We start from the raw sequence: 26,792 nt of genomic DNA on the forward strand, positions 1-26,792 counted from the left end.
GAAGCAGAAGAATTGGTTCGTGAAGGTTATAAAGTGATTGACTGGGCCTCAAATGTCTCACCAGATGAAGAACCAGATGTTGTCTTTGCGGCAGCAGGTACCGAACCAAACTTGGAAGTTTTGGCTGGTATTTCTATCCTACATAAAGCCTTCCCAGAACTTAAGATTCGCTTTATCAATGTGGTTGATATTCTGAAACTCCGTTCACCAAAAGTGGATCCACGAGGTTTGTCAGATGAAGTGTTTAACAAACTCTTCACAACGGATAAGCCAGTTATCTTTGGTTTCCATGGCTATGAAGGGATGATTCGTGACCTCTTCTTTGACCGTACCAACCATAAGGTTTATATCCATGGTTACCGTGAAAATGGCGATATCACAACGCCATTTGATATGCGAGTGATGTCAGAGATGGATCGCTTCCATATTGCCAAAGATGCGGCCCAAGCTGCACTAGGAGACAGGGCGTCAGCCTTTGCCCAAGAAATGGACGAGAAGGTTGCTTACCATACCGCTTACATCCGAGAAAACGGAGATGACATCCCAGAAGTCCGGGATTGGAAGTGGGAGAATATTGGTAAATAGCAGATTGATGCTACTAAGCAAATTTATAATCTAATAAAGTGAGAGGAGAACGTTACTTGTTAATATTACCAAGTCTCCTCTTTCTTTATATTAATATTGGTATTCGTAGATGATCGTTAAGGAGAAAAGACGATGAGAGAGGTTCTATTAAAACAAGTAACCGTTGAATCTGAATTTTGGAAAAGCTACTTGAACCTCATTAAAGAGGAAACGATTCCGTATCAATTAAGTGTATTGAAGGATGAGATAGATGTAGATGTCCAAGCTGAGCGAAAAGATGAAGAATTACCATCTGGAAAGAGTCACGCTATTGAAAACTTCAAGATAGCAGCAGGAATATCACAGGGAGAGCATTTTGGATGGTTTTTCCAAGATAGCGATGTCTATAAATGGTTGGAGTCGGTAGGGCTATTGCTTCAGACTACTGAAGATCCTCAGTTAGAAGCTCATGCAGATGATGTCATTGCTATTATTGAGAAAGCTCAAGAAAAAGATGGTTATTTAAATACTTATTTTCAAGTGAAATTTCCTCAGCTAAAATACCGGCAACTTTATTTTAGTCATGAATTGTATTGCGCAGGGCATTTAATAGAAGCTGGGATAGCTTATGATAAGGGAACTGGTAAATCTCAACTGCTAGACATTGCCAAACGTTTCGTGAAACATATTGAAGACCATTTTGGTTACGAAAATAGAAAGATTCAAGGTGCAGACGGGCATCAAGAAATTGAGTTGGCCTTGGTTAAGTTATATGATTACACAGGTGATGATACTTACCTTAAATTAGCTCAATTTTTTGTTAATGTACGCGGTAAGGATCCTAAGTTTTATCAGAAAGAAATAGAATCCAATCTTAAATTAGGACTCTCTGCAGACAATCCCCGTGTTGACTTAACTTATCTACAAGCTTTTACGCAACCAAAATATCAGACGAAAGCAGTTGGGCATGCTGTCAGAATGCTTTATATGGCTACTGGGATGGCAAAAATTGTAAATCGAGAATTTGATGATGAACTCTATCAAGCCTGCTTGGCTATTTGGGACGATATTGTTAAGTGTAAAATGTACATTACTGGTGGTGTGGGATCAACAGTTTTTGGAGAGTCTTTCACGGGTCCCTATGATTTGCCAAATGATACGATGTATTGTGAAACTTGTGCGGCAATTGCACTATTAAATTTTGCTTATGAATTATTTCAACTATCTCCAAAGGCAGAATATCTGGATGTAATTGATCGTTTAATTTACAATGGGATTCTATCGGGAGCCTCCTTAAATGGAAAGCAATTTTTCTATGTGAATCCTTTGGAAGTTGATGTTGATTCTTGCCATCATAATCCAGGGAAAGGCCATGTCAAAACGCAAAGACCAGACTGGTTGGGCTGTGCTTGTTGCCCGCCTAACTTTGCAAGGACAGTTGCATCAATAGGACGCTATGTTTATCTAGAAGATGACGGTAAACTATTTGTCAACCTTTTCATAGCAAGTCGATTATTAGGAGAAGGCTATATTATTGAACAAAAAACGGGATTTCCGTTTGAAAATAGTGTTGATATTAACTATCAGGGACCGGAAAAAATAATCATTATTCATGTGCCATATTGGGCTAAAGGGTTAGAAGTAACTTGTGATAAGGGTGAGGTTATTAAGAAAAATACGCAGCAAATTGACGTATTAGTTCGTGGTAATAGTTGTCTAAGGATAAGGTTTGAACAGCCTATCTACAGTGTAAGCTGCCATCCGGAAGTACGATCTAATATTGGGAAAGTAGCCATTCAAAGAGGCCCCTTCATTTTCTGTTCACAGGCTTTGCAAAATCCAGATATGAAAAAGTACCGAGTTGATCGTCAAAAGTTACCTCAAGCGACGTGTGAGATTCAAAATGATAACTTAGGAAAGTATATACAATTACATCTTCCTTGCCAAAAGATAAAAGGCTGGCCAAACGAGGCATTGTATTTGTTTGACTCGGAAAATTAATTTGTCTCTTCTGATATGACCTTAATACCATATTATCTTTGGGGTAACCAAGGTGAAACAGATATGCAAGTATGGTTTTCGGAAGTAATGTAGGAGGTTGAAATGGAGGCATGTCCGGGATGTTCTGTGAAAGAAGTGTTGTCAGAAGATGATATAGAGCTACTTATTCAAGAACAACTAGCCTTAGAATTTAATTTAGTCAGTGATGCAGAATGGGAAAAGCGTCAAAAAATCTGTCGGCAATGCCCGTTTAAGGTAGGGGCAACTTGTGGTAAGTGTGGTTGCTACTATAAGTTTAGAAGTGCATTACTTGTCAAATCTTGTCCTGTTGGAAAATGGTAAAAAACTCCTTGAGCCTATAGTGTTCAAGGAGTTTTTTAAATCAGCTATAAAATAATTTAATTTTAATGTCTTGATTATGGTTGCCAAATTCTCGACCGAATAAGGTACACCCACCGATATTTTCAGCATTGTCTTTAACTTCAATACGGAATTTCCAAGTTGTTGTTGAAGTGTCTAAATCAGAAATGTTAAATGTTGACAAAAAATCACCATCAATATTGGTTCCATGTTCAGTAATCCGGATTGTTTTTAATAGACCGTACTGATTGAGGTTGTCAGGATACCATTGAGGAGTGTATTTACCACGAGTATCTGCAAAATCACCAGGGCTAGTCCAAGCCCCTAATTCATGATCATTAAAGGAAAATGTAATATCAGATGGCCAATTATTGTTAGCAAACGGGAATTCAGATGAAATTTCAAAAGATATTTCAATCATTTTTAGAGTATCCGTCGATTTTAATAGATTTGGAGACTGGTATTCTAAGAATCCTTTGGTAAACCAAACAATCTGTGCACTCATACGTTCAGGAACCATAAAAAAGCGAGGTTCATCCACAGGGCCGATGAAATCTTCCCCACTTGCTAGGCCACAAGTTGGTTCTACCTTATAATCAGTGTAGTGCCCTACGGGAATAAAAGTTTCAATTGTAGAATACGCATTAAAAATTTTATGTGGAAAATTAATTTCAATTCGATCAACAGCCAGACGTGCAATTTTTTGATGACCGACACGCTCCGTTTTGATGATATGGGCTGTTTCGAGTTTTTTAATGTGTTGGGTGATGATGGCACTGCTCAAATTTAAAGCAGTAGCAATTTCTTTGACATTCATCTTTTCATTGGATAATAGTTGAATGATTTGTAATCTGACGTTACTAGCTAATGCTTCGTATACTGGTAGTGCACTTGTGTTAATTTCTAATTGCATAGGTTTGCTCCTTTTTTTAATGATAACATATTTATTAATATATGTAAACACTTTCTGTTAAAGATTAATGATTTTATAAATCTTAATCAAAAAGATGTTTTTTAAAATAATTATATAAAATGCTTGACATTAGGTTTTTGTAGGTATATAATTAAACCACAGAAATATGAAAGCGCTTCAAAAAATAAAAACAAAAGGAGAAAGTTGTTAATAAAAATATAAATGATACATAGCTAACATTTTACAAGATTAACTTTTTGGTAAATTGAAAAATATTTATAATTGACGCATAAGGAGAAAGCAAAATGAAGAAATGGTTTAAACTTGCTACAGTAGTAACAACTTTTAGTGCAATGGCCTTAACAGGATGTGGCAATAATTCAGAAAGTAGCGGTGGCTCGGATTCGGAAACTTTAACATTCATGTTCCGTGGAGGAGAAGATGAGAAAAAAGCTTATCAGGCTGCCATTAGTGAATTCGAGAAAAATGAAGACGTGAAAGTAAAAATTGTTGCGACTGATGCGGATCAGTATGCAACAAAATTACAAGCTGCCATTTCTGGTGGTAAAGTTCCAGATGTTTTTTATGTAGAACAAGGTAGTGTGATGGCTTATGTTGATAATGGTGTATTGCAAGACATTACTAAGTATGTAGAAAATTCTGATTTTGATTTAGATAATATTTGGGAATATGGGGTCAATAGCTATCGTTATGACGGTGAAAAAGTAGGATCTGGTCCAATTTACGGGCTTCCAAAAGATGTTGGTCCGTTTGCTCTAGGCTACAACAAAAAAATGTTTGAAGAAGCGGGAATTCCACTTCCAGATAAAGATAAACCATACACTTGGGATGAGTTTGTCGAAGTATCTAAAAAATTGACTAAGGACACAAATGGAGATGGTATTTTAGATCAATGGGCAACTGGTTTTAATGTTAACTGGAGCTTACAAGCATTTGTATGGAGTAATGGCGGTGATTGGGCTAATGAAGCTAAAGATAAGGTAACTATTGATACTCCAGAATTTGCAGAGGCTTTACAATATTTTGCAGATCTTCAAAATGTTCACAAAGTCACACCATCAATTGCAGATGCTCAAACATTAGATACCTACCAGCGTTGGATGAATGGTGAAATTGCTTTCTTCCCTGTGGGGCCGTGGGATATGAGTACGTACGCAAAACTTGATTTTGAGTATGATTTGATGCCATGGCCAGCAGGAAAAACTGGTAAATCTGCTACTTATATTGGGTCACTGGGTATTGGTGTATCAAGTACAACTAAGAATCCGGAGAAGGCAGCTAAATTAGTACAATATCTTGCGGCGTCTGAGGATGGTCAAAAACAATTAGTTGATGCGCAAATTCAGATTCCAAACCTTAAAGATATGGCAGCTGAATGGGCATCAGATACTTCTTCTGTACCAAGTAATAAACAAGAATTTATCGATGTTGTCGAAGATTATGGACGTGCACTCCCTGGTGCAAATACTTATAATCCTGAATGGTATGATGAATTCTTTATTAACATTCAATCAGTACTTGATGGGGATATGACTGCGAAAGAATATCTTAAAGAAACACAACCAAAAATGCAAGAAAAATTAGATGCTACAAATCAGCAAAAGGCTACAGCTAAATAATACGGTGAATAAACATAGAAGTAAAAATTTAAAGTAGTGTTTAATTCCTAAAGTATCAGTTAATGATAAAGTAGGCGGCTGAAAAGTCGCCTACAATTTTTACAAGGAGATGTTAGAATGGCGAGAATACATACAAAGAAAAAAAGCAATCTATATGCTCATGAGCATCGTGTAGCTTTCATGTTTGTTATATTACCAGTAATTGGATTTTTGGTATTTTCTTTACTACCATTTTTATATTCTGTCTATGCTTCGTTGACAGATTGGAATGGTTTAGGGAGAATGAACTTTATCGGATTAGAGAATTTTCAAAGGTTAGTACGAGACCCATACTTTTATCAAACGATGGGAAATACTATTTTTCTCATGATAGGTATTCCTATTGGTTTATTGGTCTCTTTTGCTTTAGCATCAGCATTGAGTAGAGGAATTAAGGGGACAACTATTTTTAGGACAGTGTACTATATACCAGTGATTTCATCTCTAGCAGCAATTTCTATATTGTGGCAATGGGCTTATAATGGTGATTTTGGTCTTATTAATCAAGTACTTGATATTTTTGGAATTGACGGTCCAAACTGGTTACAAAATCCTGTGACAGTAAAACCAGCCATTATTTTAATGACAATTTGGAAAGGTTTGGGATACTCAATGTTATTGTATTTAGCCGCTATCCAAAGTGTGCCTAAAACGTTTTATGAGGCAGCAGAATTAGACGGTGCCTCCCCGTTTCAAAAGTTTACCAATATTACGTGGCCAATGGTTCGTCCAGTAACGTTTTTCTTAATTGTGACTAATATTATAGGTGGAGCTCAAATCTTTACAGAGATTAATATTATGACACCTACTGGGGGTCCAAAATATAGTTCAGCAACTGTTGTATGGTACATCTGGCAAAAAGCTTTTAAAAATTGGCAAATGGGATACGCTAGTAGTATGGCTCTAGTTCTAGCGGTAATTGTATTTATTGTTACTGCTATCCAATTTTGGATGAATAGTCGTTCAGAATATACAATTGACTAGGAGGTTACCATGAAAAAAATAAAAATATCACATGTTTTGATTTTTGCGATCTTACTATTAGGATCAGTTGTCATGATTGGGCCTCTTCTTTGGATGGTGTCAACATCATTAAAAGATAAAACAGGCGTCTTTCAATTACCACCACAATGGATACCGAATCCAATAAAATGGGATGCTTATCAACGATTATTGGAATTAGATACTCTAGGATCAGGGATAAAAAATACAATTATTGTATCTTTGACGGTAACAATAATTGGTACTGTCACCTCAAGTATGGCTGCTTTTTCTTTTGCTAAATTGAAAATGCCATTCAAAAATCTATTGTTTTTAGTATTGTTAACAGCAATCATGATTCCTTATCCAGCTGTTATGATTCCACAGTTCATGCTATTCTCAAAAATTGGTTGGGTAGATACATTATTGCCATTGATTATTCCAGGTTTATTTGGAAACATTACAATGATATTTTTCTTGAGACAGTATCTATCAAATATTCCAGATTCTATTATTGAAGCAGCTAAAATTGATGGCGCAGGCTATTGGAAGATATTCTCTAATTTGATTTTTCCACTTATTCGACCAGCAGTCGCAGCACAGTTTATTTTATGGTTTATGGGAGCGTGGAATGATTATTTGGCACCATTGATTTATTTAAATTCACCAGAAAAACAAACACTGCAAGTTGTTATTGCTAATTTGAATGCGGCATATGCTATTCAGACAGACTATCCATTGATTATGGCCGCATCAGTGATTTCATTACTTCCAGTATTAACAGTGTTTATTATTTTCCAAAAACAAATTATCGAATCCGTTGCGATTTCAGGTATGAAAGGTTAAAAAATGTGGGAAAGAGCGATGAAGTGGCTACATGTAGCTGTATTATTTGTCTTTTTAAATGTTTTGTGGTTGTTGGGGACATTACTAGGAGGAGTGGTATTTAGTCTTGTTCCAAGTACGATTGCTATATTGAAAGTACTTCAACTTCCAAGAATTTTTGATAATGATTATAGTTGCTGTGAAATTATAGGTAGTTACTACCGATTTTTTAAAGAAGCATATAAGCATAACAAGGTTTTTCTTTTTTTACCGATTATGATTGCCACTATTGCAGTGTTAGAGCTTCAAATGATCACTCAAAATGTTTTTCTTCAAGCGACTTTCCAAATTCCTTTAACGATTTTACTTGTCTACGTTGTTATAATAATATTCCATGTCAGTTATTTAGCAACGCAGTTGGAACTTATAACGTCTAAACAGTATAAATTACTATTATTAAGTCCGTTGATTTTTAATCGTTCCACTATATTGATACTAGTCGTAATTATGACTTTAACAATTATTGCATTGATAAAAGGTTGGATACTGATGGTTTTCTTCTCGCTTGTTATTTATGCCGCGTCACAATTAGTTGGACATGATTATAAAAGTAAAGGGCTGATTCGATGAAGAAAAAGTATTGTCTATTATCTCTAATAGCTTTAGTTACTCTGACCGCCTGTCAAAATATAGCTGTGGACCAAGTTTTGAAAAAACCAAATTTTGAAAATGTCTCGGTACATGATCCATCAATCATCAAAACTAATGATTCTTATTATATTGTTGGTTCTCACGCAATGTTTGCTAAGTCTTCTGATCTTATCCAATGGGAACAGTTAGCCTCCTCAATCAATACAGATATCATGTTTGAGAATGTTAGAGAAGAGCTAGTAGAAGATTTTAAATATGCCAAAACAAACACTATGTGGGCAAGTGATTTAGTCCAGTTAAAAGATGGTAAGTATTATTTATATTATTGCCTTTGTGAAGGGAACTCCCCTCTTTCAGCACTAGGAGTTGCGGTCTCAGATTCAATAGAAGGGCCTTATAAAAAGGTTGAAACCTTCCTACATTCTGGAACCTCTCCGCAGTTTGGTAAAACTTACGATGCGACTAGACACCCCAATGTTATAGACCCTAATGTTTTTTATGATAAAGATGGTAAATTATGGATGGTTTATGGTTCTTATTCAGGTGGGATATATATTCTTGAAATGGATGAAACGACGGGCCTTCCCAAAGAACGTAATACTTACGGGAAACATTTACTGGGTGGGAATCATGCACGTATTGAAGCACCTTATATTCAATACCATTCAGAAACAGATTACTACTACTTATTTACATCTTTTGGAGGTTTAACAGCTGATGGTGGTTATAATTTGCGTGTGGCACGATCTAAAAATCCTGATGGACCTTATGAAGACATATCAGGCAATAAGATGGATAGTGTTAAGGGAAAAGCAGGAACCACATTTGATGATTTGAGTATTCAAGATTATGGTAATAAAGTAATTGGTAATTTTCTTTACGAACCAGATGATGGATTAACAAATGCTGGTTATGTTTCACCTGGTCATAATTCAACTTATTGTGATGAAAAGAGTGGTAAATATTTTGCGATTTTCCATACACGTTTTCCAAATTCTGGAGAAATACATGAGGTCAGAGTTCATCAATTACTCTTTACAGAGTCAGGTTGGCCAGTAATGGTACCGCTCCGCTATGGTGAAGAAACGATCGCAGACTACAAGAAGAATCAGATTGGTTTAGAGTTTAAGGCTATTCTCTTTGAAAAAGAAATTTCAGATGCTGTCTCAGAGCCCCAGATGATTCATTTAACATCAGATGGTAAAATTCAGGGAGAGCTAGAGGGGAACTGGCAATTATCGGATAAAAATACTAGTAAAGATTCTATAATTACTATCAATAATACAACTTACAAGGGTAGGTTTATATCAGCTTGGGATGAATACCAAGAACAGCAGGCTATGACATTTACAGGCCTATCTGATAATGGCTTGCCAATATATCTAATTGAAGTGAGGAAATAAATAATGTCAAAACAACTAATTTATCAAAACCCTATTGTATTGGAGCGGGCCGACCCGTGGGTCTACAAGCACACGGATGGTTATTATTATTTTACAGGGTCTGTACCTGGATACCAGACGATTGAGTTACGCCGTGCTAAGTCATTAAATGATTTAGGTGAAAAAGCTGAAGTAGTAACCGTGTGGTATGCGCATGAAACAGGGCCTCTGAGCGAACTGGTTTGGGCGCCAGAAATTCACTATCTAAGAGGTAAGTGGTATATTTATTTTGCTGCAAGTGATGATGCAGTGGAACGCAATCAATATCATCATCACCGCATGTTTGTACTGGAGAATGAAAGCGCTAATCCGATGAAAGGTGAGTGGATTGAAAAAGGTCAAATTAGAACTCAGTATGAAAGTTTTAGCATTGATGCAACAGTCTTTGAATTAGAAGACGAGCTCTATTATATATGGGCACAACTTGACCCAAGGATTCCAGGTAATTCAAACCTTTACATTTCTAAAATGGCTAATCCTTGGACGTTGACAGGTCCTCAAAAATTATTGACCATTCCAGAATACGATTGGGAAAAAATTGGGTTCTTAGTTAATGAAGCGCCAGCAGTTATCATTCGTAATGGCAAAGTATTTGTGACTTATTCTGCCAGTGCGACTGATGAAAACTATGCTATGGGCTTATTGTGGGCTGATGCTAATTCGGACTTGTTGGATGGTTATTCTTGGCATAAGTCTGAAAAACCGGTCTTTGTTTCTTCAGAAAAAAATCGTCTTTTTGGTCCAGGTCATAATTCGTTTACACGAAATGAGGATGATACGAAAGATGTTTTGATTTTCCATGCACGTCCTGAAAAAAATAAAGAAGGCGATCCGCTAGATAATCCTAATCGCCATGCCAATGCTCAGGTGTTTTCATGGGATGAAAATGGATTCCCAGTATTTGGAGAACCGGGGGCAGGCTAAATCATTAAATATAAGAGTTTAGGAACAATATTTTTATACTTTTAACGATATCAGTGAGATATCTAGAGGAGTTTGAATGAAAGACAATCGTTATTTAAATGCAGAATGCCATCAGCGTTTTTCAATTAGGAAAAGTCATTTAGGGGCAAGTAGTGTCTTGCTCGGCGTATCGTTATTGTTACTTTTTGGTGCAGCACCTGCTGCAGCAAATGAATTAGAAAACTCATTAGAAAGTCCTCCATCTACTGTTCTGACAACAGAGGCTGATTCAAATAGTGTGGTAGATAAAGTTACAGATCAAGAAAATGAAGCAGAACAGACAGTTACTCCAGAGGTAGAGGCAAACCAAGCTCTTGCTGAGGAAGTGAACGACCTAGAAACTATTCAGATGGTTGATGACAATATGACAGTAACATTACCAGATACAAGTGAGGAAGCTATTGAAACATCTATTGATGAAGATTTTTCACGTGTTTCTGTTCATGACCCATCTATTTTTTATGATGAGGCTTCAGGAACTTATTATGCATTTGGTTCACACTTAGCTCAAGCAAAATCAGATGATTTACAGAATTGGGCACCATTGTTTAATCATGAATATGAAAATCCATCAAGTGTCCTAGGAAATCTCAATGAAAATCTTGCTAAACCTTTTGAATGGGCAGGTTATGATGATGCTGATACGGCTAACGGACGTTATTCGGTTTGGGCACCGGATGTTATCTGGAATCCGGCTTATCAATGGGATGATGGCACGACTGGTGCTTACATGTACTATTTCTCAAATTCATCGACTTGGCGCCGTTCGGTTATTAGTTATGCGGTTTCCAAGACTGTTGAAGGGCCTTATGATTATGTAGATAGCTTGATTTATTCAGGTTTTACTAAAGAAGATGCTACAGATGGAAGTAGTCGTAATGTTAATTATAAGAACACTAATGTAGATGATTTGATGGAAGCTGGCGTTATTGAATCTGGATTTAGCGATAAATGGAATAGAGATAATGGGCACACTTATAATAATGACTACGCCCCAAACGCTATTGATGCCAATGTTTTTTACGATAAAACTGGAAAACTTTACATGAGTTATGGTTCTTGGTCAGGTGGTATTTACCTTTTGGAAATCGATCCAACAACTGGTAAGGCAATCTATCCTGGTAAGGATAGCATGACACCAGATGGTAGACATATTGATAAATATTTTGGGACACACTTGATTGGTAGTTGGCATCAATCAGGTGAAGCCCCTTATATTACTTATGACCCATCAACAGACTTTTATTATCTTTTTGTAACTTATGGAGGCTTAGGCAGAGAAGGCGGTTATAACATGCGTCTTTTCCGTTCTAAAACTGTTGATGGCCTTTATGTGGATGCCAAAGGAGAACATCCTAAATATACAGGATGGACACCGAATCCCATTAATGCTGCTTACGGTGTTAAGGTGATGGGAAATTATAGTTTAGATTCATTAAAAACCTCATACATGTCACCTGGACATAATTCTGCACTTATTGACAAAGATGGGAATTGGTTCTTAGTTAATCATACTCGCTTCAATCAAGGAACGGAGTACCATGAAGTTCGTGTTCACCCAATGAAAATGACAGAAGATGGGTGGCCAGTCGCTTTACCTTTTGAATATCGACCAATCAACGTGGCCTTAACAGAGCGAAGTGTCAAACAATTTAGTGGTGATTACGAATTTGTTAATCATGGAACGGAGACGTCAGGTCAGCCCTTAGCGAAATCACGTTTACAATTGAATGATGGTGGTTCAGTTTCAGGTGCTTTAACAGGAAATTGGACGGTTACTGAAAAAAGTGGTCATTTCTATGTGACGCTAATAACAGACAGTGGCACAACTTATCAAGGGATTTTTGAACTTCAAAAGGATGAGAGTCCTGGGAAAAAAGTAAGTCTCGTTTTCGCTTTGGTGGGGAACAATAATGAAGTTATCTGGGGAGTCAAACCTTATGAAGTAGAGACGAAATCTACTATTAAAATTCACTTTTTAAACGAAAAAAATGCTGAGATTTTACCTACTCAAACAATAGATGGTTTTGTAGGGGAAACTGTTGCTTTGCCAGAGGTTCCTTTTGTAGAAGGTTACCACTTTGAGACTATTTTGAAATTTGTTGATGGAACAAATAAAATCATTTACCGTTACCAATCGCCCAAAGAAACGTTAAACACTTTAGATATTAATCAGCCAGGGAAAAACTATGGTCAGACTTTAACTTCTGATGTTACTGGAAATGTGAAAAACAATGTTACTAAATCAACAGTGCAAATACTAGGTAATGAAGAGTTATCCGTTGTATTAAGTGGTCGGTCTGCTGATGTATCACATGATAGTGAAAAACCATTGCATACTGCACTTCCTAAAACAAGTAGTATGGATAGCATGCTAACAATGATAGGTAGCTTTTTATTATCAGGAGTGATGTTGCTATTAAAGAAAACGAAGCGATGGAGCTAGTCGTTCTGCATGAAAGGAGATTTCTTTATGAAAGAGAGTGCGTTAACATTCGGTGTTCATGATCCGACGATTATTGAGTCGGATGGGAAGTTTTATTTGTATTCAACAGATACGCGCCAGCCAGAAACGTCAGGAATTCCTATTAGAAAATCAGAAGATCTTATGACATGGGAATTTAAAGGCCAGGCAATGCCAGAGGTGCCTAATGATGCTAAGCGTTGGAGTCAAGCGGTAGGACTTTGGGCTCCGGAAATTATTAAATATGGTGATGAATATCGTATTTATTATTCTGCTTCAACCTTTGGTAGTACAATTTCTTATATTGGTTTAGCTACTGCAAAAACACCTATGGGCCCTTTTGAAGATAAAGGGGTTATTGTCAAAACAAACCCAGAGATATGTGATCATAATGCCATTGATGCTAATGTGGTGATAGATAAAGAAGGTGAGCAGTGGTTTGTTTATGGTTCTTTCTTTGGTGGTATTTATATTTTGCCTCTAGATAAAGAAAGTGGGAAACCTAAAGAAGCTGGTTTTGGGAAGCGTATTGCGGTACGTCCAAAGAGTGTTGATACAGCGATTGAAGGTGGTTTTATTTACTACAATTCAGAAACGGATTATTATTATTTGTTTTGTTCATATGATTCATTGAACGATAGTTATAATATCCGTGTAGCGCGCTCTCGTCAAATTGATGGTCCTTATGTGGATAGTAAAGGTTTGGTAATGGATGACTTAGAGCATGAACCCAACGATATCGGTGTGAAGTTGCTAGGCAGTTATCAATTTACTGGTGAGAAACCTGTATTTGCACCCGGCCATAATTCTATTTTTAAGCGCTCAGATGATAGCTTATTTATGGTTCACCATGCTAGACGTCAGACTTTCTCTGACAAATTTTTCTTAAATATTAGACAATTGGATTGGCTATCAAGTGGTTGGCCTGTTGTATCTCCAGTTTTTTATGAAGGGGCTTGTGATGAGGAAGCGTTAGAACTGGAAGGAATTTGGAATATTGTCCGATTTGACTCCGATAGTGGTCTAAAAGAGAGTACTACAGAAAAGATTGTTGTTAGTGACTACGAACGAACTATCGGGAATGAATTTAACTGGAAAGACGTCTTAGTGAAAACAAGGTTAGTCGTTAAAGATGGGGGTAGCAGGCAAATTTTCTCTGGTTTAACTCCAGAGGGCTATGCATTGATTGCGATAAAAGAGTGAGTATTAAGCTTGTAGGAAAGTGTTCAGAAAAGGAGTATTATGCAAAAAGCTTCGTTAAGAATTGTCAGAGATATGGCAATTTCAACAGTTGATAAAAGGCTCTTTGGTTCATTTGTGGAACATATGGGTAGAGCTGTCTATGGTGGAATTTATCAGCCTGATCATGTGACTAGTGATGCTGATGGGTTCCGTAATGATGTGAAAGCGTTAGTTAAAGAGTTAGGAGTTACCTTAGTCCGTTATCCAGGAGGTAATTTTCTTTCAGGTTATAATTGGGAAGATGGTATCGGTCCAAAAGAAAAGCGCCCAGTACGAACAGATTTAGCCTGGCGCGCCATTGAAACGAATCAAGTAGGAATTCATGAATTTGCTAACTGGGCAAAGGATGTGGGTGTCGAAGTTAACATGGCGGTTAATATGGGGACACGTGGCATTGATGAAGCACGCCAGTTAGTCGAATACTGTAATTTTGATAGTGGAACTTACTGGAGTGACAAGCGGATTGAAAATGGTCAAAAAGAACCATTTGGTTTTAAAACCTGGTGCATTGGTAATGAAATGGATGGTCCGTGGCAAATTGGGCATAAGACAGCTGACGAATACGGACGTGAGGCCGCTGAAACGGCAAAAGCAATGAAGTTGGTAGATGACTCAATTGAATTAGTTGTTTGTGGAAGTTCTAACAGTCATATGCCAACTTTTGGAGATTGGGAATTAACCGTTCTGGATCATACCTATGATTATGTTGACTACTTATCGCTTCACCAATATTACGGAAATCCTGCAAATAATTTAGAAGACTATTTAGCTTGTTCTTTGGACATGGATGAGTTTATCAAAGGTGTAGTAGCCATTTGTGACACTGTTAAAGCTAAAAAGCGCAGTAAGAAGCAAATGAATCTTTCCTTTGATGAATGGAATATTTGGTACCATTCTAATGAGCAGGATAAACAAATCAAACCATGGTTAATTGCACCACCACAGTTAGAAGATCAGTATAATTTTGAGGATGTTCTTGTTTTAGGGACGTTGCTGATGACATTATTGAAGCATGCGGATCGTATTAAGATTTCTTGTTTAGCTCAATTAGTTAATGTGATTGCGCCGATTTTTACAGAGCAAGATGATAATCAAAGCCCTGCTTGGCGTCAAACAACTTTCTATCCTTTTATGCAAGCTGCTAAATATGGTAAAGGAACAGTCCTAACACCGCTTGTGTCGTGTGACAGTTACCAAACAGAAAGCTATGATCAAGTGCCGTATCTTGAGACAATTGCAGTACTTAGTGAAGATGAGAGTGAAGTAACGATTTTTGCGGTTAACCGTTCCCGTGAAGAAATGGCTTTCGATGTAGATAGTTTGGGACTAACTTTTGGTGAAGTTCTTGAATTTAGCCATATGGCGGGTCATGACATTAAGGCTGTGAATAGTTTGAGTTCTGATGCTATTAAACCAATCGCTTCTGATAGCTATCAAGTGGCAGATGGTAGTCTTCGAGTCACACTTGCAGGCTTGTCTTGGAATGTTATTCGAGTAGCGGTTAAATCATGAGATAAGGAGAGTGACATGAAAATTACATTGACTCAAGAAAAAGGACCAAAAATTTCAAAATACATTTACGGCCATTTTGCTGAGCACTTAGGGCGTTGTATTTATGAAGGTCTTTATGTTGGAGAGGATTCTACGATTCCAAATATCAATGGTATGCGAACAGATGTCGTGGAAGCCTTGAAAAATATCCAAATTCCAGTGCTTCGCTGGCCAGGAGGCTGTTTTGCTGATGAGTATCATTGGAAAGATGGTATTGGCCTTAAAGAGAATCGTAAAAAAATTGTCAACACTCACTGGGGTGGGGTAACCGAAAATAATCATTTTGGGACACATGAATTTTTTGAACTGATTAAACAGCTTGGCTGTGAAGCATATATTAACGGTAATGTAGGTAGTGGTACTGTTCAAGAAATGCAAGAATGGGTCGAATACATGACGATGGGTGGTGAATCGCCAATGGCAAATCTTCGTCGTGAAAACGGTCAGGAAGAGCCTTGGAAAGTAGCCTTCTTCGGTGTCGGTAACGAAAGCTGGGGTTGCGGTGGTAACATGCGCCCAGATTACTATGCGGATGAGTATCGTCGTTATCAAACATATGTGCGTCAATATGGACAAGAGAAAATTTACAAGATTGCTTGTGGTCCTAATATTGATGATTATCACTGGATGGATCGTGTCATGGCAATTGCTGCGCCTTTTATGGATGGTATCAGTCTGCACCATTATGCCTTAACAGGTGCTTGGGAGGATAAAGGTCCTGCTACTAATTTTGAAGAAGCTCACTGGTGGTCATTGATTAAAAGCGCTCAAAAAATGGATGAACTCATCACCAAGCACAGCACAATCATGGATAAGTATGACCCAGAAAAACGAGTTGGTTTAATCGTTGATGAATGGGGTTCATGGTTGGCAGTTGAACCAGGTACAAATCCAGGTTTCCTTTATCAGCAAAATACGATTCGTGATGCTATGGTAGCTGCAGTAACCTTAAATATTTTCCATAAACACGCCGAACGTGTTCACATGGCTAATATTGCTCAAACAGTCAATGTTTTGCAATCCATGATTTTAACAGAAGGCAGTCAAATGGTGAAAACACCTAGCTATCATGTCTTTGACTTGTATAAAGTTCACCAGGATGCAGAGCTTGTAGCTTCCTATGGCGACAGTGCAGAACCCCTTTCTTACACCGTATCGCAAAAAGATGGTATCGTGTCCGTGTCTTTGTGTAACTATGCTTTGACTGAAGAACAAACCGTAGAAGTAGATGGTATTCTAGGAGATATCATCAAGGAAGCACGATACATTACTGCAGAAAAGATGGATGACTATAATGACTTTGATCATCCGGAAACAATTGTTATTAAAGAGTTTGAGGGAGCTTCACTTCGCGATGGACGATTGACGGTGCCCCTGCCTCCAATGTCCGTTGCAACAATTCAAATTGCTTAGAAGGAGAAAATAATGACTATTTTAGAAGAAACCTTTACATTGGCAAATGGTGTCAAGATTCAAAAGGTTGGTCTTGGGACTTGGCAGTCGGAACCCAATGATGCCTATAAGGCGACTAAGTTTGCTCTTGAAAATGGTTATTTCCACATTGATACAGCCTATGTGTACGGTAATCAAGTAGAGATTGGTCAAGGTCTCAAAGACAGTGGTGTCGCGCGTGATAAGATTTTTATCACTTCGAAAATTCCGGCAGAGTGGAAATCCTATGATGAGTCCATTAAGGCGATTGACGAAAGCTTAGAACAACTTGGTGTTGACTACATTGATTTGATGTTGATTCATGCTCCCAGACCATGGTCTGAAATGCATCAAAGACCGATTGGTGAGCGTTATTATGACGAAAATGCAGAGATGTGGCGTGCACTCGAAGATGCCTATGAATCTGGGAAATTAAGAGCTATTGGCGTTTCAAATTTTGATGTTGATGATTTGAAATACCTTGCTCAAAAGGCACGTATTCAACCTATGGTTAATCAAATTATCTACCATATTGGCAATACTAATGCAGAGGTTTTAGACTACTGTCAAAAACATGACATCTTAGTAGAAGGTTACTCACCGATTGCTACAGGCCGTTTACTTGGCAATGAGCGTGTACAGGAAATTGCAGATAAGTACGGAAAATCCATTCCACAAATCTGTATTCGATATTTGCTAGAGAAAGATATTTTACCATTGCCAAAATCGGTGCATGAAAACTATATTGTGCAAAACGCAGCTGTTGACTTTGTTATTGATGCTGTAGATATGGCGTATTTGGATAGCTTGTAATAATATATTTAGGAGATGGGGTGACCTTTTCTCCTTTTTTATTTGAATCATCAATACAGCTAGTATCAATTATTAAAATTTACCAAAATGCATCCGATAATATAGGGGGCTGTAGTTACTGAATTTTTTAAATACTTTTCCAAAATAACTTTGAGAACTATATCCTAAACTTGTTGTAATCTCTGAAAGGCTGAGATCAGTATAGATCAAGAGTTGTTCAGCGTAAGTCATTTTTTCTTGATAAATATAGTTTTGTATACTTGTGTTAAGTTCTTTTTGAAATAATTGTGTTAAATAACTTGATGAACAGGGAATAGCTTGAGCAACTTCTTCTGATGTAATAGGTTGGTGTAAATGTTCTGTAATATATGTTTGAGCCTTAGTCACAAAAGGATGAAAAAATGCTGAATCAGATGGACTTATAAGTAAAGAATTTTGTTTTGTGTATTGTTTGACTAACAGGGTAAATTCAATTTCTGATTGGCGGATATGAGCTATAATCTCTTCAAGTGATGTTAATGTTTCGACAGCTGAAATAAATTGATCACTCATGGAGTAAGCAATTTCTGGCGGAACCCCACCTTTCATTGCAGAACGACTAGCTAAGGTTATGACAACAATTGCTAAATTTTTAAAGTTTCTCAATTCATTATCTGCTAAGATTCCTATCTCACCAGTGTAGACCTCTTCCCAGCTTTGTTTTAATTTAACAAGATCACCTTGAGCAATACTATTTTGTTCTCTTAATTCTTGTTGGTAAGAATTATGGTGTTGAGCATGTTCTCTATTGTTGAATAAAAGTGCTGTTGATTTACCCTTGATCTGCTCAAAGGTCATCCTAAAATTAGAAATCCAAATTTCTTCTTGATTGAGTTCGTAGTTATGCAGGCAATTATGAAGTAATAAAGAATATTCTACAATAACCATCAAAGTATTTGTGGGTAGTGTATTGACTAATTGTGAAAGGTCTAATGGTTGTGATTGAAATTGATGCTTAAGAGCTGTAGAGTTGAGTGCTTTCAATGGGCCGATAATATAGATATCTTGTTTATATTTGATGAGTGAAAAGACAATATTATTATTGTAGGTAATGATTTTGGGGCAAGAGTGATTTCCTAGTGTCAGTAGTGGATACTCTAGGATTTCTTGACAATTTTGATAATGAGCGATGATATCAAAATTGTCACAATAACTTTTTATCAAATTATGCTGATGGTAGTGTGTAACACATGTCTGTAGTTTTCTAGAAATATATTTTAAAAGATAATTTTCAGTTATGCGATGTAACCCCTTTTAGAATATGATTGTATTTTACCAAAAAGTAGTGAAAAATGATATAAAAAAGGATATTTAGACTTTATAATGATGTTTGTAAAAACGCATACAAAGGAGAGTCGTGTAATGAAAAAACAAGTATTTAATCCCTATTTACCAAATTATGAATATCTTCCGGATGGAGAACCAAGAGTGTTTGGGAATCGCCTTTATATTTATGGAAGTCACGATAGATTTGGAGCAGATTATTATTGTTTAAATGATTATGTTACTTATTCGGCTCCCTTAAATGATTTAAGCGACTGGAGATATGAGGGAGTTATCTACCGGAAAACTCAAGATCCTTTTAATGCCGAAGGGAAATTTAGTATGTTTGCACCAGATGTAGTACAAGGTCCAGATGGTCGATATTATTTGTACTATGGTATGGATTTTTATAGTCGAATTTCTGTAGCAGTTGCTGATAGACCTGTAGGTCCATTTGAATTTTATGGCAATGTTAAGCACGTAGACGGTGAATTGTATGGTTCTGATCCTATTTGTGATCCTTTCCAATTTGATCCCGCTGTATTAGTAGACGATGATAATCGAGTTTACCTCTATACAGGTTTTGGACCTGGTAGAGAAGTAGTTGAAAATGTTAAAAAAATGATGGGAATTACTCTGGGTGATACCGGTAATTACGTTGTGGAATTGGACCAAGATATGCTTACGATAAAGACAGAACCTAAACAAGTTATCCCAAATCAATGGGATAGTGAAGGAACTGGTTTTGAGGGACATGAGTTTTATGAAGCTAGTTCTATTCGCAAATTTAATGGAAAATATTATTTCATTTATTCTTCTGTTTTGAGTCATGAGTTAGCCTTTGCGATGAGTGATAAGCCGACCGAAGGTTATGTTTATGGTGGCAGTTTACATTCTAATGCTGATTTGGGTGTAAACGGCAATCAAGTGGCGCAGGCTTACTGGGGGAATAATCATGGATCTATTGTAGATATCAATGGAATCTATTATATCTTTGGGCATCGTCAAACAAATTATAGTGAGTTTTCAAGGCAAGGCATTGCTGAAGTTATTCAAATGAATGAAAAAGGGTTATTTGAACAAGCAGAGTTAACCAGTTGTGGATTAAATGGTGGACCGCTTCGAGGTTTAGGGACTTATTCAGCAGCGATAGCTTGTAATCTCATTGGACCTAAAGGTGCTATGAAAAGTGTCGAAGTTAATTCAGAAGCTTTAAAAGCGATACATCCTTGTTTAACTCAATTTGAGGAAGATAATGAAAAACGTGAGTCCCAATATATCCATAACCTTTGTGATAGTGCTATCGTAGGCTATAAATATTTTGAATTTAGTTCTCCAAAATGTCTCTCAGTAGAGGTTCGTGGGGATGCGAATGGCTATTTTAGCTTTAGTACGGAAAGATTTGGGAAGGAAGTGGCAAGAATAGAGGTTTCTAATAGCTCAGAATGGGTAATTTTAAAGACTAATTTCTTAGTTGATTTACAGGGGCAGAAAGCTCTTTATGTCACTTATAAAGGACAGGGAAGTATTGATTTTAAATCAATTACATTTGCTTAAGGAGGAGATGGATGAAAGAGATATTATACGGTGCTGCTTATTACGATGAGTATATGCCCTATGATCGCTTAAAAAAAGATATAGCAATGATGTTAAAGGCCGGTATCAATGTTGTTCGCATTGCTGAGTCAACTTGGTCCACCTATGAAAAAGAACCAGGAAAATTTGATTTTTCAAGTGTTATTCGGGTTATTGAAGCTATGAAAGAAGCCGGTATTAAAGTGATTATAGGAACACCAACTTATGCTGTTCCATCTTGGCTGATATCACTGGATCCGACAGTTATGGTTGAGCGAAAAGGAAGTGGTCGTGCCATTTACGGTATGCGACAATCAATGGATATTACCAACAAGACTTATCTTCATTATGCAGAGCGAATTATTAGAGAGCTGATGAAGGTATCTGCTAATTATGATAATGTGATTGGGTTTCAAATTGATAATGAGACAAAAGCATATGGAACATCTAGTAAAAATGTTCAAGTGGGTTTTGTTCAGTATCTGAAAAAACAATTTCATAATGATATTGAAGCCATGAATAAGGCGTTTGGGTTTGATTATTGGAGTAATCGAGTAGATTCTTGGGAGAATTTTCCTAATGTTAACGGAACTATCAATGGAAGTTTAGGTGCAGAGTTTGAAAAGTACCAGCGTTTATTAGTTGATGACTTTCTTCAGTGGCAGGCAGATATTGTGTCAGAATATGCTAGAGATGATCAATTTATTACCCAGAATTTTGATTTTGAGTGGCGAGGATACTCGTATGGTGTTCAACCTGAAGTGAATCATTTTAAAGCTTCTAAAGCTATTACGATAGCAGGATGCGATATCTATCATCCAGCACAGGATAAATTAACAGGATTAGAAATTGCCTTTTGTGGAGATAGTACGCGTCAGTTAAAGAAAACTAATTATCTCGTTCTAGAGACGCAAGCTCAAGGCTTTTCTAACATGATGCCTTATCGTAATCAACTTATTCTTAATGCTTATAGTCATTTAGCGAGTGGTGCAAATGCGGTTATGTATTGGCATTGGCACTCTATTCATAATTCTGCTGAGTCCTATTGGAGAGGCCTTTTAGCTCATGATTTTGCTGAAAACAAAACCTATCAAGAAGCAGTTGTTGTCGGTAATGAATTGAAACGTTTATCATCGAAGTTAGTTAATTTGAAAAAGACCAATCAAGTAGCCTTATTAATTAGTAACGAAGCTTTAACCGCTTTAAAATGGTTCCCGATTGATATTAAATCCGATTTTTCATCTACACTATCTTACAATGATATTGTTAGAGCTTATTATAGGGCTCTTTATAGTCTAAATATTGAATGTGATATAGTTTCAGTAGATTCAGATGACTGGCAAAATTATGAAGTGCTTGTTGTTCCATCACTATATGTAGCACCAGATGATGTTTATGAACGCTTATCATATTACGTAGAGTCAGGTGGGAAACTGTTGATGAGTTTCAAATCAGCTGTTGCTGATGAGTATGTAACCATTTCACATGAAGGAACACCTCATAAATTACAAGAGGTTTTAGGGTTATCTTATAACCAATTTGCATCTCCTACAGGCCAAACCCTATCTACGAGCTATTTTGAAAATGGTGGTGTAGTTGAAGGATTTTTAGAATTTCTACAACCAACAACTGCTCAGATATTAGCAGAGTATGAAGATAGTCAATGGTATGATAATGTAGCTATCACGGTTAATCATTTTGGTAAAGGGAAAGCAGTGTATGTAGGATGTCATGTTGATGAAAAATCTCTTATGAAGATTATTGAAAAAATTTTTGAAGATCAATTTAATTATGACTTATCAAAATATCAATTCCCTATTATTGTCAAAAAGGGAAAAAATGATTTTGGTAAATTAGTGACCTATTTGTTGAATTATTCCGATCATACCCAGCAGGTTGTTGCAGAACAATCAGGTTTAGACTTAAGAAATGGCCGACAGATTTTAGAGGGACAACTACTTAGTATTGCCTCTTGGGATGTTATTATTTTGGAAGAAAATTAATCAATATTATTAAAAGGAGTTTTAATGATGGCAACAAAGAAAGAGTTTGGAATGACTTATAATCCAGATCCGCAAAGTAAACTTAGTTTTCTAGAACGTTTTGCTTATGGGACAGGTGACTTTGCAGGAAATATTGTTTATTCTGCGATTTCGATATTTTTAGTTTTTTATTACACAGATGTTGTTCATGCGGATGCTGCAGCTGTGGGTACCATAATGTTAGTTTCACGGATATTTGATGGTATTAGTGATATTATCATGGGGATTATCGTCGATCGTACGAAGTCAAAATTTGGTAAAGCTCGTGTATGGTTAGCTCGACTAGCTATTCCTTATGCTCTCAGTGCCGTTATCTTGTTTTCAGTACCGACAAATGCTAGTAATACCTTTAAGCTGATTTATATCTTTTTAAGCTATAATTTAGTATCAACAGTTATTTTCACAGCTATTAACGTTCCTTACGCAACAATGAATGCAATGATGACGCAAAATCAGTATGAGAGAACGTTATTAGGAACCTTTCGGATGTTATTAGCAACTGCTGGAACATTATTTATTAATACCTTTACCTTAAAAGTTGTTAATGTCTTTGGCGGAGATGCGAAAGCTTGGACACTAACATTTGTTGTTTTCGGGGTTTTATCAATTGTTATTTTCCTATTTTCATTCTTTTTCACTCATGAACGTGTTATTGAGGAACAAAATAGTGACACACCGAAAGCTAATATAGCTCAAGAATTTGGAGCCTTATTAAAAAATAAATATTGGTTAATTGTAGCGCTTGTTGTTTTTATCATGTATTTTTCTCTAACTGTAGGTGGTGGAACGGCTATTTATTATGCTAAAGCAGTTCTCAATGATCAAAACCTAGTAGGACCACTTGGAAATGCGACAACAATAGCACAAATTGCAACAATGTTTGTGGCAGCTCCTCTATTTGTTAAACGCATGGGGAAAGGTAAAGCCATGGTTTGGGGAATGTCGATATCCGCAATTGGATATTTGATGACAGCCCTAGTTGGAGCAAATTACACATTGATTATGGTTTCAAATGTTATAAAGGGTATCGGTAACGGTTTTGCAGCTTCATGTATGTGGGGAATGCTTTCAGATACCATTGAGTATGGTGAATGGAAAACAGGAATTCGCAGTGCAGGGCTTGCAAATGCTGCCTCTTCATTTGGTTCAAAAGTGGGTTCAGGTGTAGCGGGAGCTGTTCTTGGTTGGGTAATGGCTGCCGGTGGATATGACGCGACGGCAGCAACGCAATCTGCAAGTGCAGTAGCGGCAGTAAGCACCTTATATATCTATCTTCCGCTTGCTATCAGTGTCATTTCGGCTGTCGTTCTTCTAGTATTCTACAAATTAGATAAGGAATATGATGGCATTATCGCAGATTTAGAAGTGCGTAAGGGCATTAAATAGTATAATAGATAATATAAAAAGAATACTTTCTCTCGTTACGTCTCACTAATGAAAGGGAGTAGCTTTTTAACATGATGAAGGAGATAATAATCATGAAAGATTATTTAAGCATTGATATTGGGGGAACTCAGATTAAGTATGCCCTTATTGATAGGTCTGGGAACATTATTGAAAAATCAAATAGGTCGACTCCTGATAACTTACCTCATTTTTTAGAGGCGATTGATTCTTTGGTTACGCATTATAAATCAAGGATCAGAGGTGTGGCTATCAGTTGTCCAGGTAAAGTTGATAGCAAAGAAGGGATTATTTATTTCGGTGGTTCGTTACCTTTTTTGCATGGTTTAAATTTACCAGAATACTTATTAGAACATTACGATTTACCTACCACGGTGATTAATGATGGCAAAGCAGCCGCTCTTTCAGAATTGTGGCGTGGAAATTTACAAGGGATTGAAAACGGCTTAGCCTTAATTCTTGGAACAGGAGTTGGTGGAGGTATTATTTCTAAGGGAGAATTGCTCCAAGGAACTCACTTTCAAGCGGGAGAGTTAAGCTTTACAGCTGTACCAGTAAGACCCTTCGATTTTCAAAATATTTATGGGGTAAAAGGCTCCGCTGTTAGAATGATTGAGACCTGTGCAGAGATTCTTGGTTTGGAAGATACTAAAGATGGGATGACTGTGTTTAAAGCGATCAGTCAGAAAGATGGACGTGTCTATCCTATTTTTAGAGATTACTGTCAGGGTATTGCTTATTTGATTTACAATGTTCAAGCTGTATTAGACATGGCGCGCGTTGTCGTAGGTGGAGGGATTAGTGTTCAAGAGATTGTTATTGAAGAAATTAGAAATCAATATCAGATCATTTTACAAAAACTAGGAGATTTTTCACAAATGATTACCCCAGTGGAGATTATGCCATGTGCTTTTCATAATGAAGCTAATCTATTAGGAGCTTTATATCAATTTTTATTAACTGTTGAAGGGAACCACTAGAGCACTTACATGACTATGGCTTTAAAAAAATTGCTGATATTATAAATGTCAAAAGTGATTATTTTGTTTTTAATGATAATGACTTTTGCTTTGACAGGGGGAGCTCTTTTAATATTATTGTGTATTACTATAAATGATCCGATATATAAATATAGAAAGATTTTACCTTTGATTCCTAGAAAATGATTTTCCGTATCAGAAATTTGTCATTCTAATGATTTTAGGTTATGATAAAGTCACAAAGTTAGGTCAGTAGCTCTGCTATTTTCCTAAAGAGAAAGGAACAAATAAAATGGCAAAAAATATTACAGATGCAACGTTTGAGGCAGAAACAAGTGAAGGTCTTGTTTTGGTTGACTTTTGGGCAACATGGTGTGGTCCATGTTTGATGCAAGCACCAATCTTGGAGCAGTTATCAAACGAATTGAGCGAAGATGAACTTAAAATCGTCAAAATTGATGTGGATGAAAATCCAGCAACAGCTCAAAAATTTGGCATCATGTCAATCCCAACACTCCTCTTCAAAAAAGATGGACAAGTGGTCAAACAAGTGGCAGGTGTGCATACAAAACAACAACTTCTAGCAATCGTAGAAGAATTGAGCGCTTAAAGTCTTAATAAGTTTATAAAAAAATCTTAGAGCGTGTGAGTTCTAAGATTTTTTGCGTACGACGGCATATCGTACATCTGAGGTGCAAGTCCTCCGTGGGCATCCGCTGAAGGTAGAACCCAATAGCGACTCTGCATCCTGACTATCGTGAGGTAGCGGATTGAGGTTGGGGAAAAACTCAAATTTCCGCCTTGCTATTGAAAATTGAACAAAATAAAATGGCTTAGAATCAACGTTTTTTGACGACGTTACTCTAAGCCATTTGCTATTTTTTAGACTTTTGCCCAGCCTCAAGTCTGACGTTAGAAATTGTAACCGTCAGAGGAAGGGATAGCGAAATCGTGGCTCTACGAACAGAAACGTGATATCAAGGCGTAAATAGGGGATGAGGAGGCCCAAAACTCTAAAGTCCCAAAAGGTGGTCGTAACCTATGTGCGTAAATCACGAGAGTAATTGAAGTCGGACTAAGTTCTGTGTGAAAAAGATAATTCTTTCTAGAGTCTCAGGACTCTTCGTCGGAATTCCTATTTTCACTTAGACCTTTTAACGTCCTCATATCTTGTGTAAACGAGGAAAGATGTACGACTTATCCCGTGAGGTCTCGTGAGCGTCAGTTAGACGTAGTAACAACGAACCATAAGATGTTATTCTAGGTCATAGTAGTGATGAAGCTCATGTAATAAGAACAGAGAGAAGGATCGAACGATTAAATGATTATCTATCTAATACTCAAAGAAAATCAAAATCAGACTAGGCGGTAAGCCGTAGATAGTACTGGAGTACAGCAAGGTGAAAGAAACGACGTATTATTTTGATTTTCAAAGAGTATAACTGATTTTGTTTGCCTGACACCTAGTCTGAAACGATCATATTCGCGGAACGTATATCGAAAGAGGTTGTTCATAAATATAGGACGGTATAGGAAGAACAGAATCTTATACAGATAGATGTGGGAACGAGTAGAGTTCTCGCTGAAGTTTAATTGAACCACTGTGTGC

20 protein-coding genes and 1 pseudogene are annotated in these 26,792 nt (G+C 36.9%); 19 read left to right on the plus strand and 2 right to left on the minus strand.

Annotation, left to right across the window (positions count from 1 at the left end; all coding sequences use genetic code 11):
* The 3 genes and pseudogenes from ACFPQ3_RS01645 to ACFPQ3_RS01655 all read left to right on the plus strand — a co-directional run.
* The coding region (locus ACFPQ3_RS01645; RefSeq protein ID WP_465269559.1) for a phosphoketolase family protein at nucleotides 1-585 on the plus strand (585 nt) is incomplete at its 5' end.
* A gap of 132 nt (nucleotides 586-717) precedes the next feature.
* Nucleotides 718-2,658 (plus strand): annotated as a pseudogene (locus ACFPQ3_RS01650) (glycoside hydrolase family 127 protein).
* A gap of 9 nt (nucleotides 2,659-2,667) precedes the next feature.
* Nucleotides 2,668-2,907 carry a DUF6171 family protein gene (locus tag ACFPQ3_RS01655; protein ID WP_156806596.1) on the plus strand — a complete coding sequence of 80 codons (240 nt, stop codon included), beginning with the start codon at nucleotides 2,668-2,670 and terminating at the stop codon, nucleotides 2,905-2,907.
* A 40-nt stretch (nucleotides 2,908-2,947) separates the two neighbouring features.
* On the opposite strand, the gene ACFPQ3_RS01660 is transcribed toward ACFPQ3_RS01655, so the two are convergent.
* Nucleotides 2,948-3,838 carry an ArsR/SmtB family transcription factor gene (locus tag ACFPQ3_RS01660; RefSeq protein ID WP_156806597.1) on the minus strand — a complete coding sequence of 297 codons (891 nt, stop codon included), beginning with the start codon at nucleotides 3,836-3,838 and terminating at the stop codon, nucleotides 2,948-2,950.
* Nucleotides 3,839-4,143: 305 nt separating this feature from the next.
* Here ACFPQ3_RS01660 and ACFPQ3_RS01665 point away from each other — a divergent pair, with 305 nt between their 5' ends.
* The 11 genes from ACFPQ3_RS01665 to ACFPQ3_RS01715 all read left to right on the plus strand — a co-directional run bounded on the left by ACFPQ3_RS01665 (nucleotide 4,144) and on the right by ACFPQ3_RS01715 (nucleotide 17,880).
* Nucleotides 4,144-5,478: an ABC transporter substrate-binding protein gene (locus ACFPQ3_RS01665; RefSeq protein ID WP_156806598.1), complete on the plus strand. Its 1,335-nt coding sequence runs from the start codon at nucleotides 4,144-4,146 to the stop codon at nucleotides 5,476-5,478.
* A gap of 117 nt (nucleotides 5,479-5,595) precedes the next feature.
* A complete protein-coding gene (locus ACFPQ3_RS01670; RefSeq protein ID WP_156806599.1) occupies nucleotides 5,596-6,501 on the plus strand; it encodes a carbohydrate ABC transporter permease in 906 nt (301 codons plus the stop codon).
* A 9-nt stretch (nucleotides 6,502-6,510) separates the two neighbouring features.
* The gene (locus ACFPQ3_RS01675) at nucleotides 6,511-7,344 is read left to right on the plus strand and encodes a carbohydrate ABC transporter permease (protein WP_156806600.1); all 834 of its coding nucleotides are present in this window, start codon (nucleotides 6,511-6,513) and stop codon (nucleotides 7,342-7,344) included.
* An 18-nt stretch (nucleotides 7,345-7,362) separates the two neighbouring features.
* Nucleotides 7,363-7,953: a DUF624 domain-containing protein gene (locus tag ACFPQ3_RS01680; protein WP_161980535.1), complete on the plus strand. Its 591-nt coding sequence runs from the start codon at nucleotides 7,363-7,365 to the stop codon at nucleotides 7,951-7,953.
* A 77-nt stretch (nucleotides 7,954-8,030) separates the two neighbouring features.
* On the plus strand, nucleotides 8,031-9,377 hold the full coding sequence (locus tag ACFPQ3_RS01685; RefSeq protein WP_232323240.1) for a glycoside hydrolase family 43 protein: 1,347 nt from the start codon (nucleotides 8,031-8,033) through the stop codon (nucleotides 9,375-9,377).
* Between the two features lie 3 nt (nucleotides 9,378-9,380).
* Nucleotides 9,381-10,340, plus strand: a complete 960-nt coding sequence (locus ACFPQ3_RS01690; protein ID WP_156806603.1) for a glycoside hydrolase family 43 protein — start codon at nucleotides 9,381-9,383, stop codon at nucleotides 10,338-10,340.
* A gap of 76 nt (nucleotides 10,341-10,416) precedes the next feature.
* The gene (locus ACFPQ3_RS01695; protein ID WP_156806604.1) at nucleotides 10,417-12,825 is read left to right on the plus strand and encodes a glycoside hydrolase family 43 protein; all 2,409 of its coding nucleotides are present in this window, start codon (nucleotides 10,417-10,419) and stop codon (nucleotides 12,823-12,825) included.
* A gap of 27 nt (nucleotides 12,826-12,852) precedes the next feature.
* Entirely contained in the window at nucleotides 12,853-14,046 is a 1,194-nt protein-coding gene (locus tag ACFPQ3_RS01700) for an arabinan endo-1,5-alpha-L-arabinosidase (RefSeq protein ID WP_156806605.1), read from the plus strand.
* 39 nt (nucleotides 14,047-14,085) lie between these two features.
* Nucleotides 14,086-15,597 (plus strand): arabinosylfuranosidase ArfA, encoded by a 1,512-nt coding sequence (gene arfA, locus ACFPQ3_RS01705; protein WP_156806606.1) that lies wholly within the window; start codon nucleotides 14,086-14,088, stop codon nucleotides 15,595-15,597.
* 15 nt (nucleotides 15,598-15,612) lie between these two features.
* On the plus strand, nucleotides 15,613-17,049 hold the full coding sequence (locus ACFPQ3_RS01710) for an alpha-N-arabinofuranosidase (RefSeq protein WP_156806607.1): 1,437 nt from the start codon (nucleotides 15,613-15,615) through the stop codon (nucleotides 17,047-17,049).
* 12 nt (nucleotides 17,050-17,061) lie between these two features.
* Nucleotides 17,062-17,880, plus strand: coding sequence for an aldo/keto reductase (locus ACFPQ3_RS01715; RefSeq protein WP_156806608.1), 819 nt, complete (start codon nucleotides 17,062-17,064; stop codon nucleotides 17,878-17,880).
* A gap of 72 nt (nucleotides 17,881-17,952) precedes the next feature.
* Here the strand turns inward: ACFPQ3_RS01715 and ACFPQ3_RS01720 are convergent, their stop codons facing one another.
* Nucleotides 17,953-19,083, minus strand: a complete 1,131-nt coding sequence (locus ACFPQ3_RS01720; protein ID WP_156806609.1) for a helix-turn-helix transcriptional regulator — start codon at nucleotides 19,081-19,083, stop codon at nucleotides 17,953-17,955.
* Between the two features lie 198 nt (nucleotides 19,084-19,281).
* Here ACFPQ3_RS01720 and ACFPQ3_RS01725 point away from each other — a divergent pair, with 198 nt between their 5' ends.
* The 5 genes from ACFPQ3_RS01725 to trxA all read left to right on the plus strand — a co-directional run bounded on the left by ACFPQ3_RS01725 (nucleotide 19,282) and on the right by trxA (nucleotide 25,793).
* Nucleotides 19,282-20,739 carry a family 43 glycosylhydrolase gene (locus ACFPQ3_RS01725; protein WP_156806610.1) on the plus strand — a complete coding sequence of 486 codons (1,458 nt, stop codon included), beginning with the start codon at nucleotides 19,282-19,284 and terminating at the stop codon, nucleotides 20,737-20,739.
* A gap of 11 nt (nucleotides 20,740-20,750) precedes the next feature.
* Nucleotides 20,751-22,760: a beta-galactosidase gene (locus ACFPQ3_RS01730; protein ID WP_156806611.1), complete on the plus strand. Its 2,010-nt coding sequence runs from the start codon at nucleotides 20,751-20,753 to the stop codon at nucleotides 22,758-22,760.
* A 27-nt stretch (nucleotides 22,761-22,787) separates the two neighbouring features.
* On the plus strand, nucleotides 22,788-24,185 hold the full coding sequence (locus ACFPQ3_RS01735) for an MFS transporter (protein ID WP_198039915.1): 1,398 nt from the start codon (nucleotides 22,788-22,790) through the stop codon (nucleotides 24,183-24,185).
* A gap of 92 nt (nucleotides 24,186-24,277) precedes the next feature.
* A complete protein-coding gene (locus ACFPQ3_RS01740; RefSeq protein ID WP_232323241.1) occupies nucleotides 24,278-25,183 on the plus strand; it encodes an ROK family protein in 906 nt (301 codons plus the stop codon).
* Between the two features lie 292 nt (nucleotides 25,184-25,475).
* A complete protein-coding gene (gene trxA / locus ACFPQ3_RS01745) occupies nucleotides 25,476-25,793 on the plus strand; it encodes a thioredoxin (protein ID WP_121835710.1) in 318 nt (105 codons plus the stop codon).
* The last annotated feature ends 999 nt before the right edge of the window (nucleotides 25,794-26,792 follow it).

It is taken from the genome of Streptococcus caledonicus (assembly GCF_042656225.1).
Lineage (GTDB): Bacteria > Bacillota > Bacilli > Lactobacillales > Streptococcaceae > Streptococcus > Streptococcus caledonicus.

Coding starts and splice junctions, on each gene's coding strand:
- ACFPQ3_RS01700 (WP_156806605.1), top strand. CDS start 12,853: ATGAAAGAGAGTGCGTTAACATTCGGTGTTCATGATCCGACGATTATT.
- ACFPQ3_RS01665 (WP_156806598.1), top strand. CDS start 4,144: ATGAAGAAATGGTTTAAACTTGCTACAGTAGTAACAACTTTTAGTGCA.
- ACFPQ3_RS01690 (WP_156806603.1), top strand. CDS start 9,381: ATGTCAAAACAACTAATTTATCAAAACCCTATTGTATTGGAGCGGGCC.
- ACFPQ3_RS01695 (WP_156806604.1), top strand. CDS start 10,417: ATGAAAGACAATCGTTATTTAAATGCAGAATGCCATCAGCGTTTTTCA.
- ACFPQ3_RS01670 (WP_156806599.1), top strand. CDS start 5,596: ATGGCGAGAATACATACAAAGAAAAAAAGCAATCTATATGCTCATGAG.
- ACFPQ3_RS01680 (WP_161980535.1), top strand. CDS start 7,363: ATGAAGTGGCTACATGTAGCTGTATTATTTGTCTTTTTAAATGTTTTG.
- ACFPQ3_RS01660 (WP_156806597.1), bottom strand. CDS start 3,838: ATGCAATTAGAAATTAACACAAGTGCACTACCAGTATACGAAGCATTA.
- ACFPQ3_RS01715 (WP_156806608.1), top strand. CDS start 17,062: ATGACTATTTTAGAAGAAACCTTTACATTGGCAAATGGTGTCAAGATT.
- ACFPQ3_RS01735 (WP_198039915.1), top strand. CDS start 22,788: ATGGCAACAAAGAAAGAGTTTGGAATGACTTATAATCCAGATCCGCAA.
- ACFPQ3_RS01710 (WP_156806607.1), top strand. CDS start 15,613: ATGAAAATTACATTGACTCAAGAAAAAGGACCAAAAATTTCAAAATAC.
- trxA (WP_121835710.1), top strand. CDS start 25,476: ATGGCAAAAAATATTACAGATGCAACGTTTGAGGCAGAAACAAGTGAA.
- ACFPQ3_RS01730 (WP_156806611.1), top strand. CDS start 20,751: ATGAAAGAGATATTATACGGTGCTGCTTATTACGATGAGTATATGCCC.
- ACFPQ3_RS01675 (WP_156806600.1), top strand. CDS start 6,511: ATGAAAAAAATAAAAATATCACATGTTTTGATTTTTGCGATCTTACTA.
- ACFPQ3_RS01740 (WP_232323241.1), top strand. CDS start 24,278: ATGAAAGATTATTTAAGCATTGATATTGGGGGAACTCAGATTAAGTAT.
- arfA (WP_156806606.1), top strand. CDS start 14,086: ATGCAAAAAGCTTCGTTAAGAATTGTCAGAGATATGGCAATTTCAACA.
- ACFPQ3_RS01725 (WP_156806610.1), top strand. CDS start 19,282: ATGAAAAAACAAGTATTTAATCCCTATTTACCAAATTATGAATATCTT.
- ACFPQ3_RS01655 (WP_156806596.1), top strand. CDS start 2,668: ATGGAGGCATGTCCGGGATGTTCTGTGAAAGAAGTGTTGTCAGAAGAT.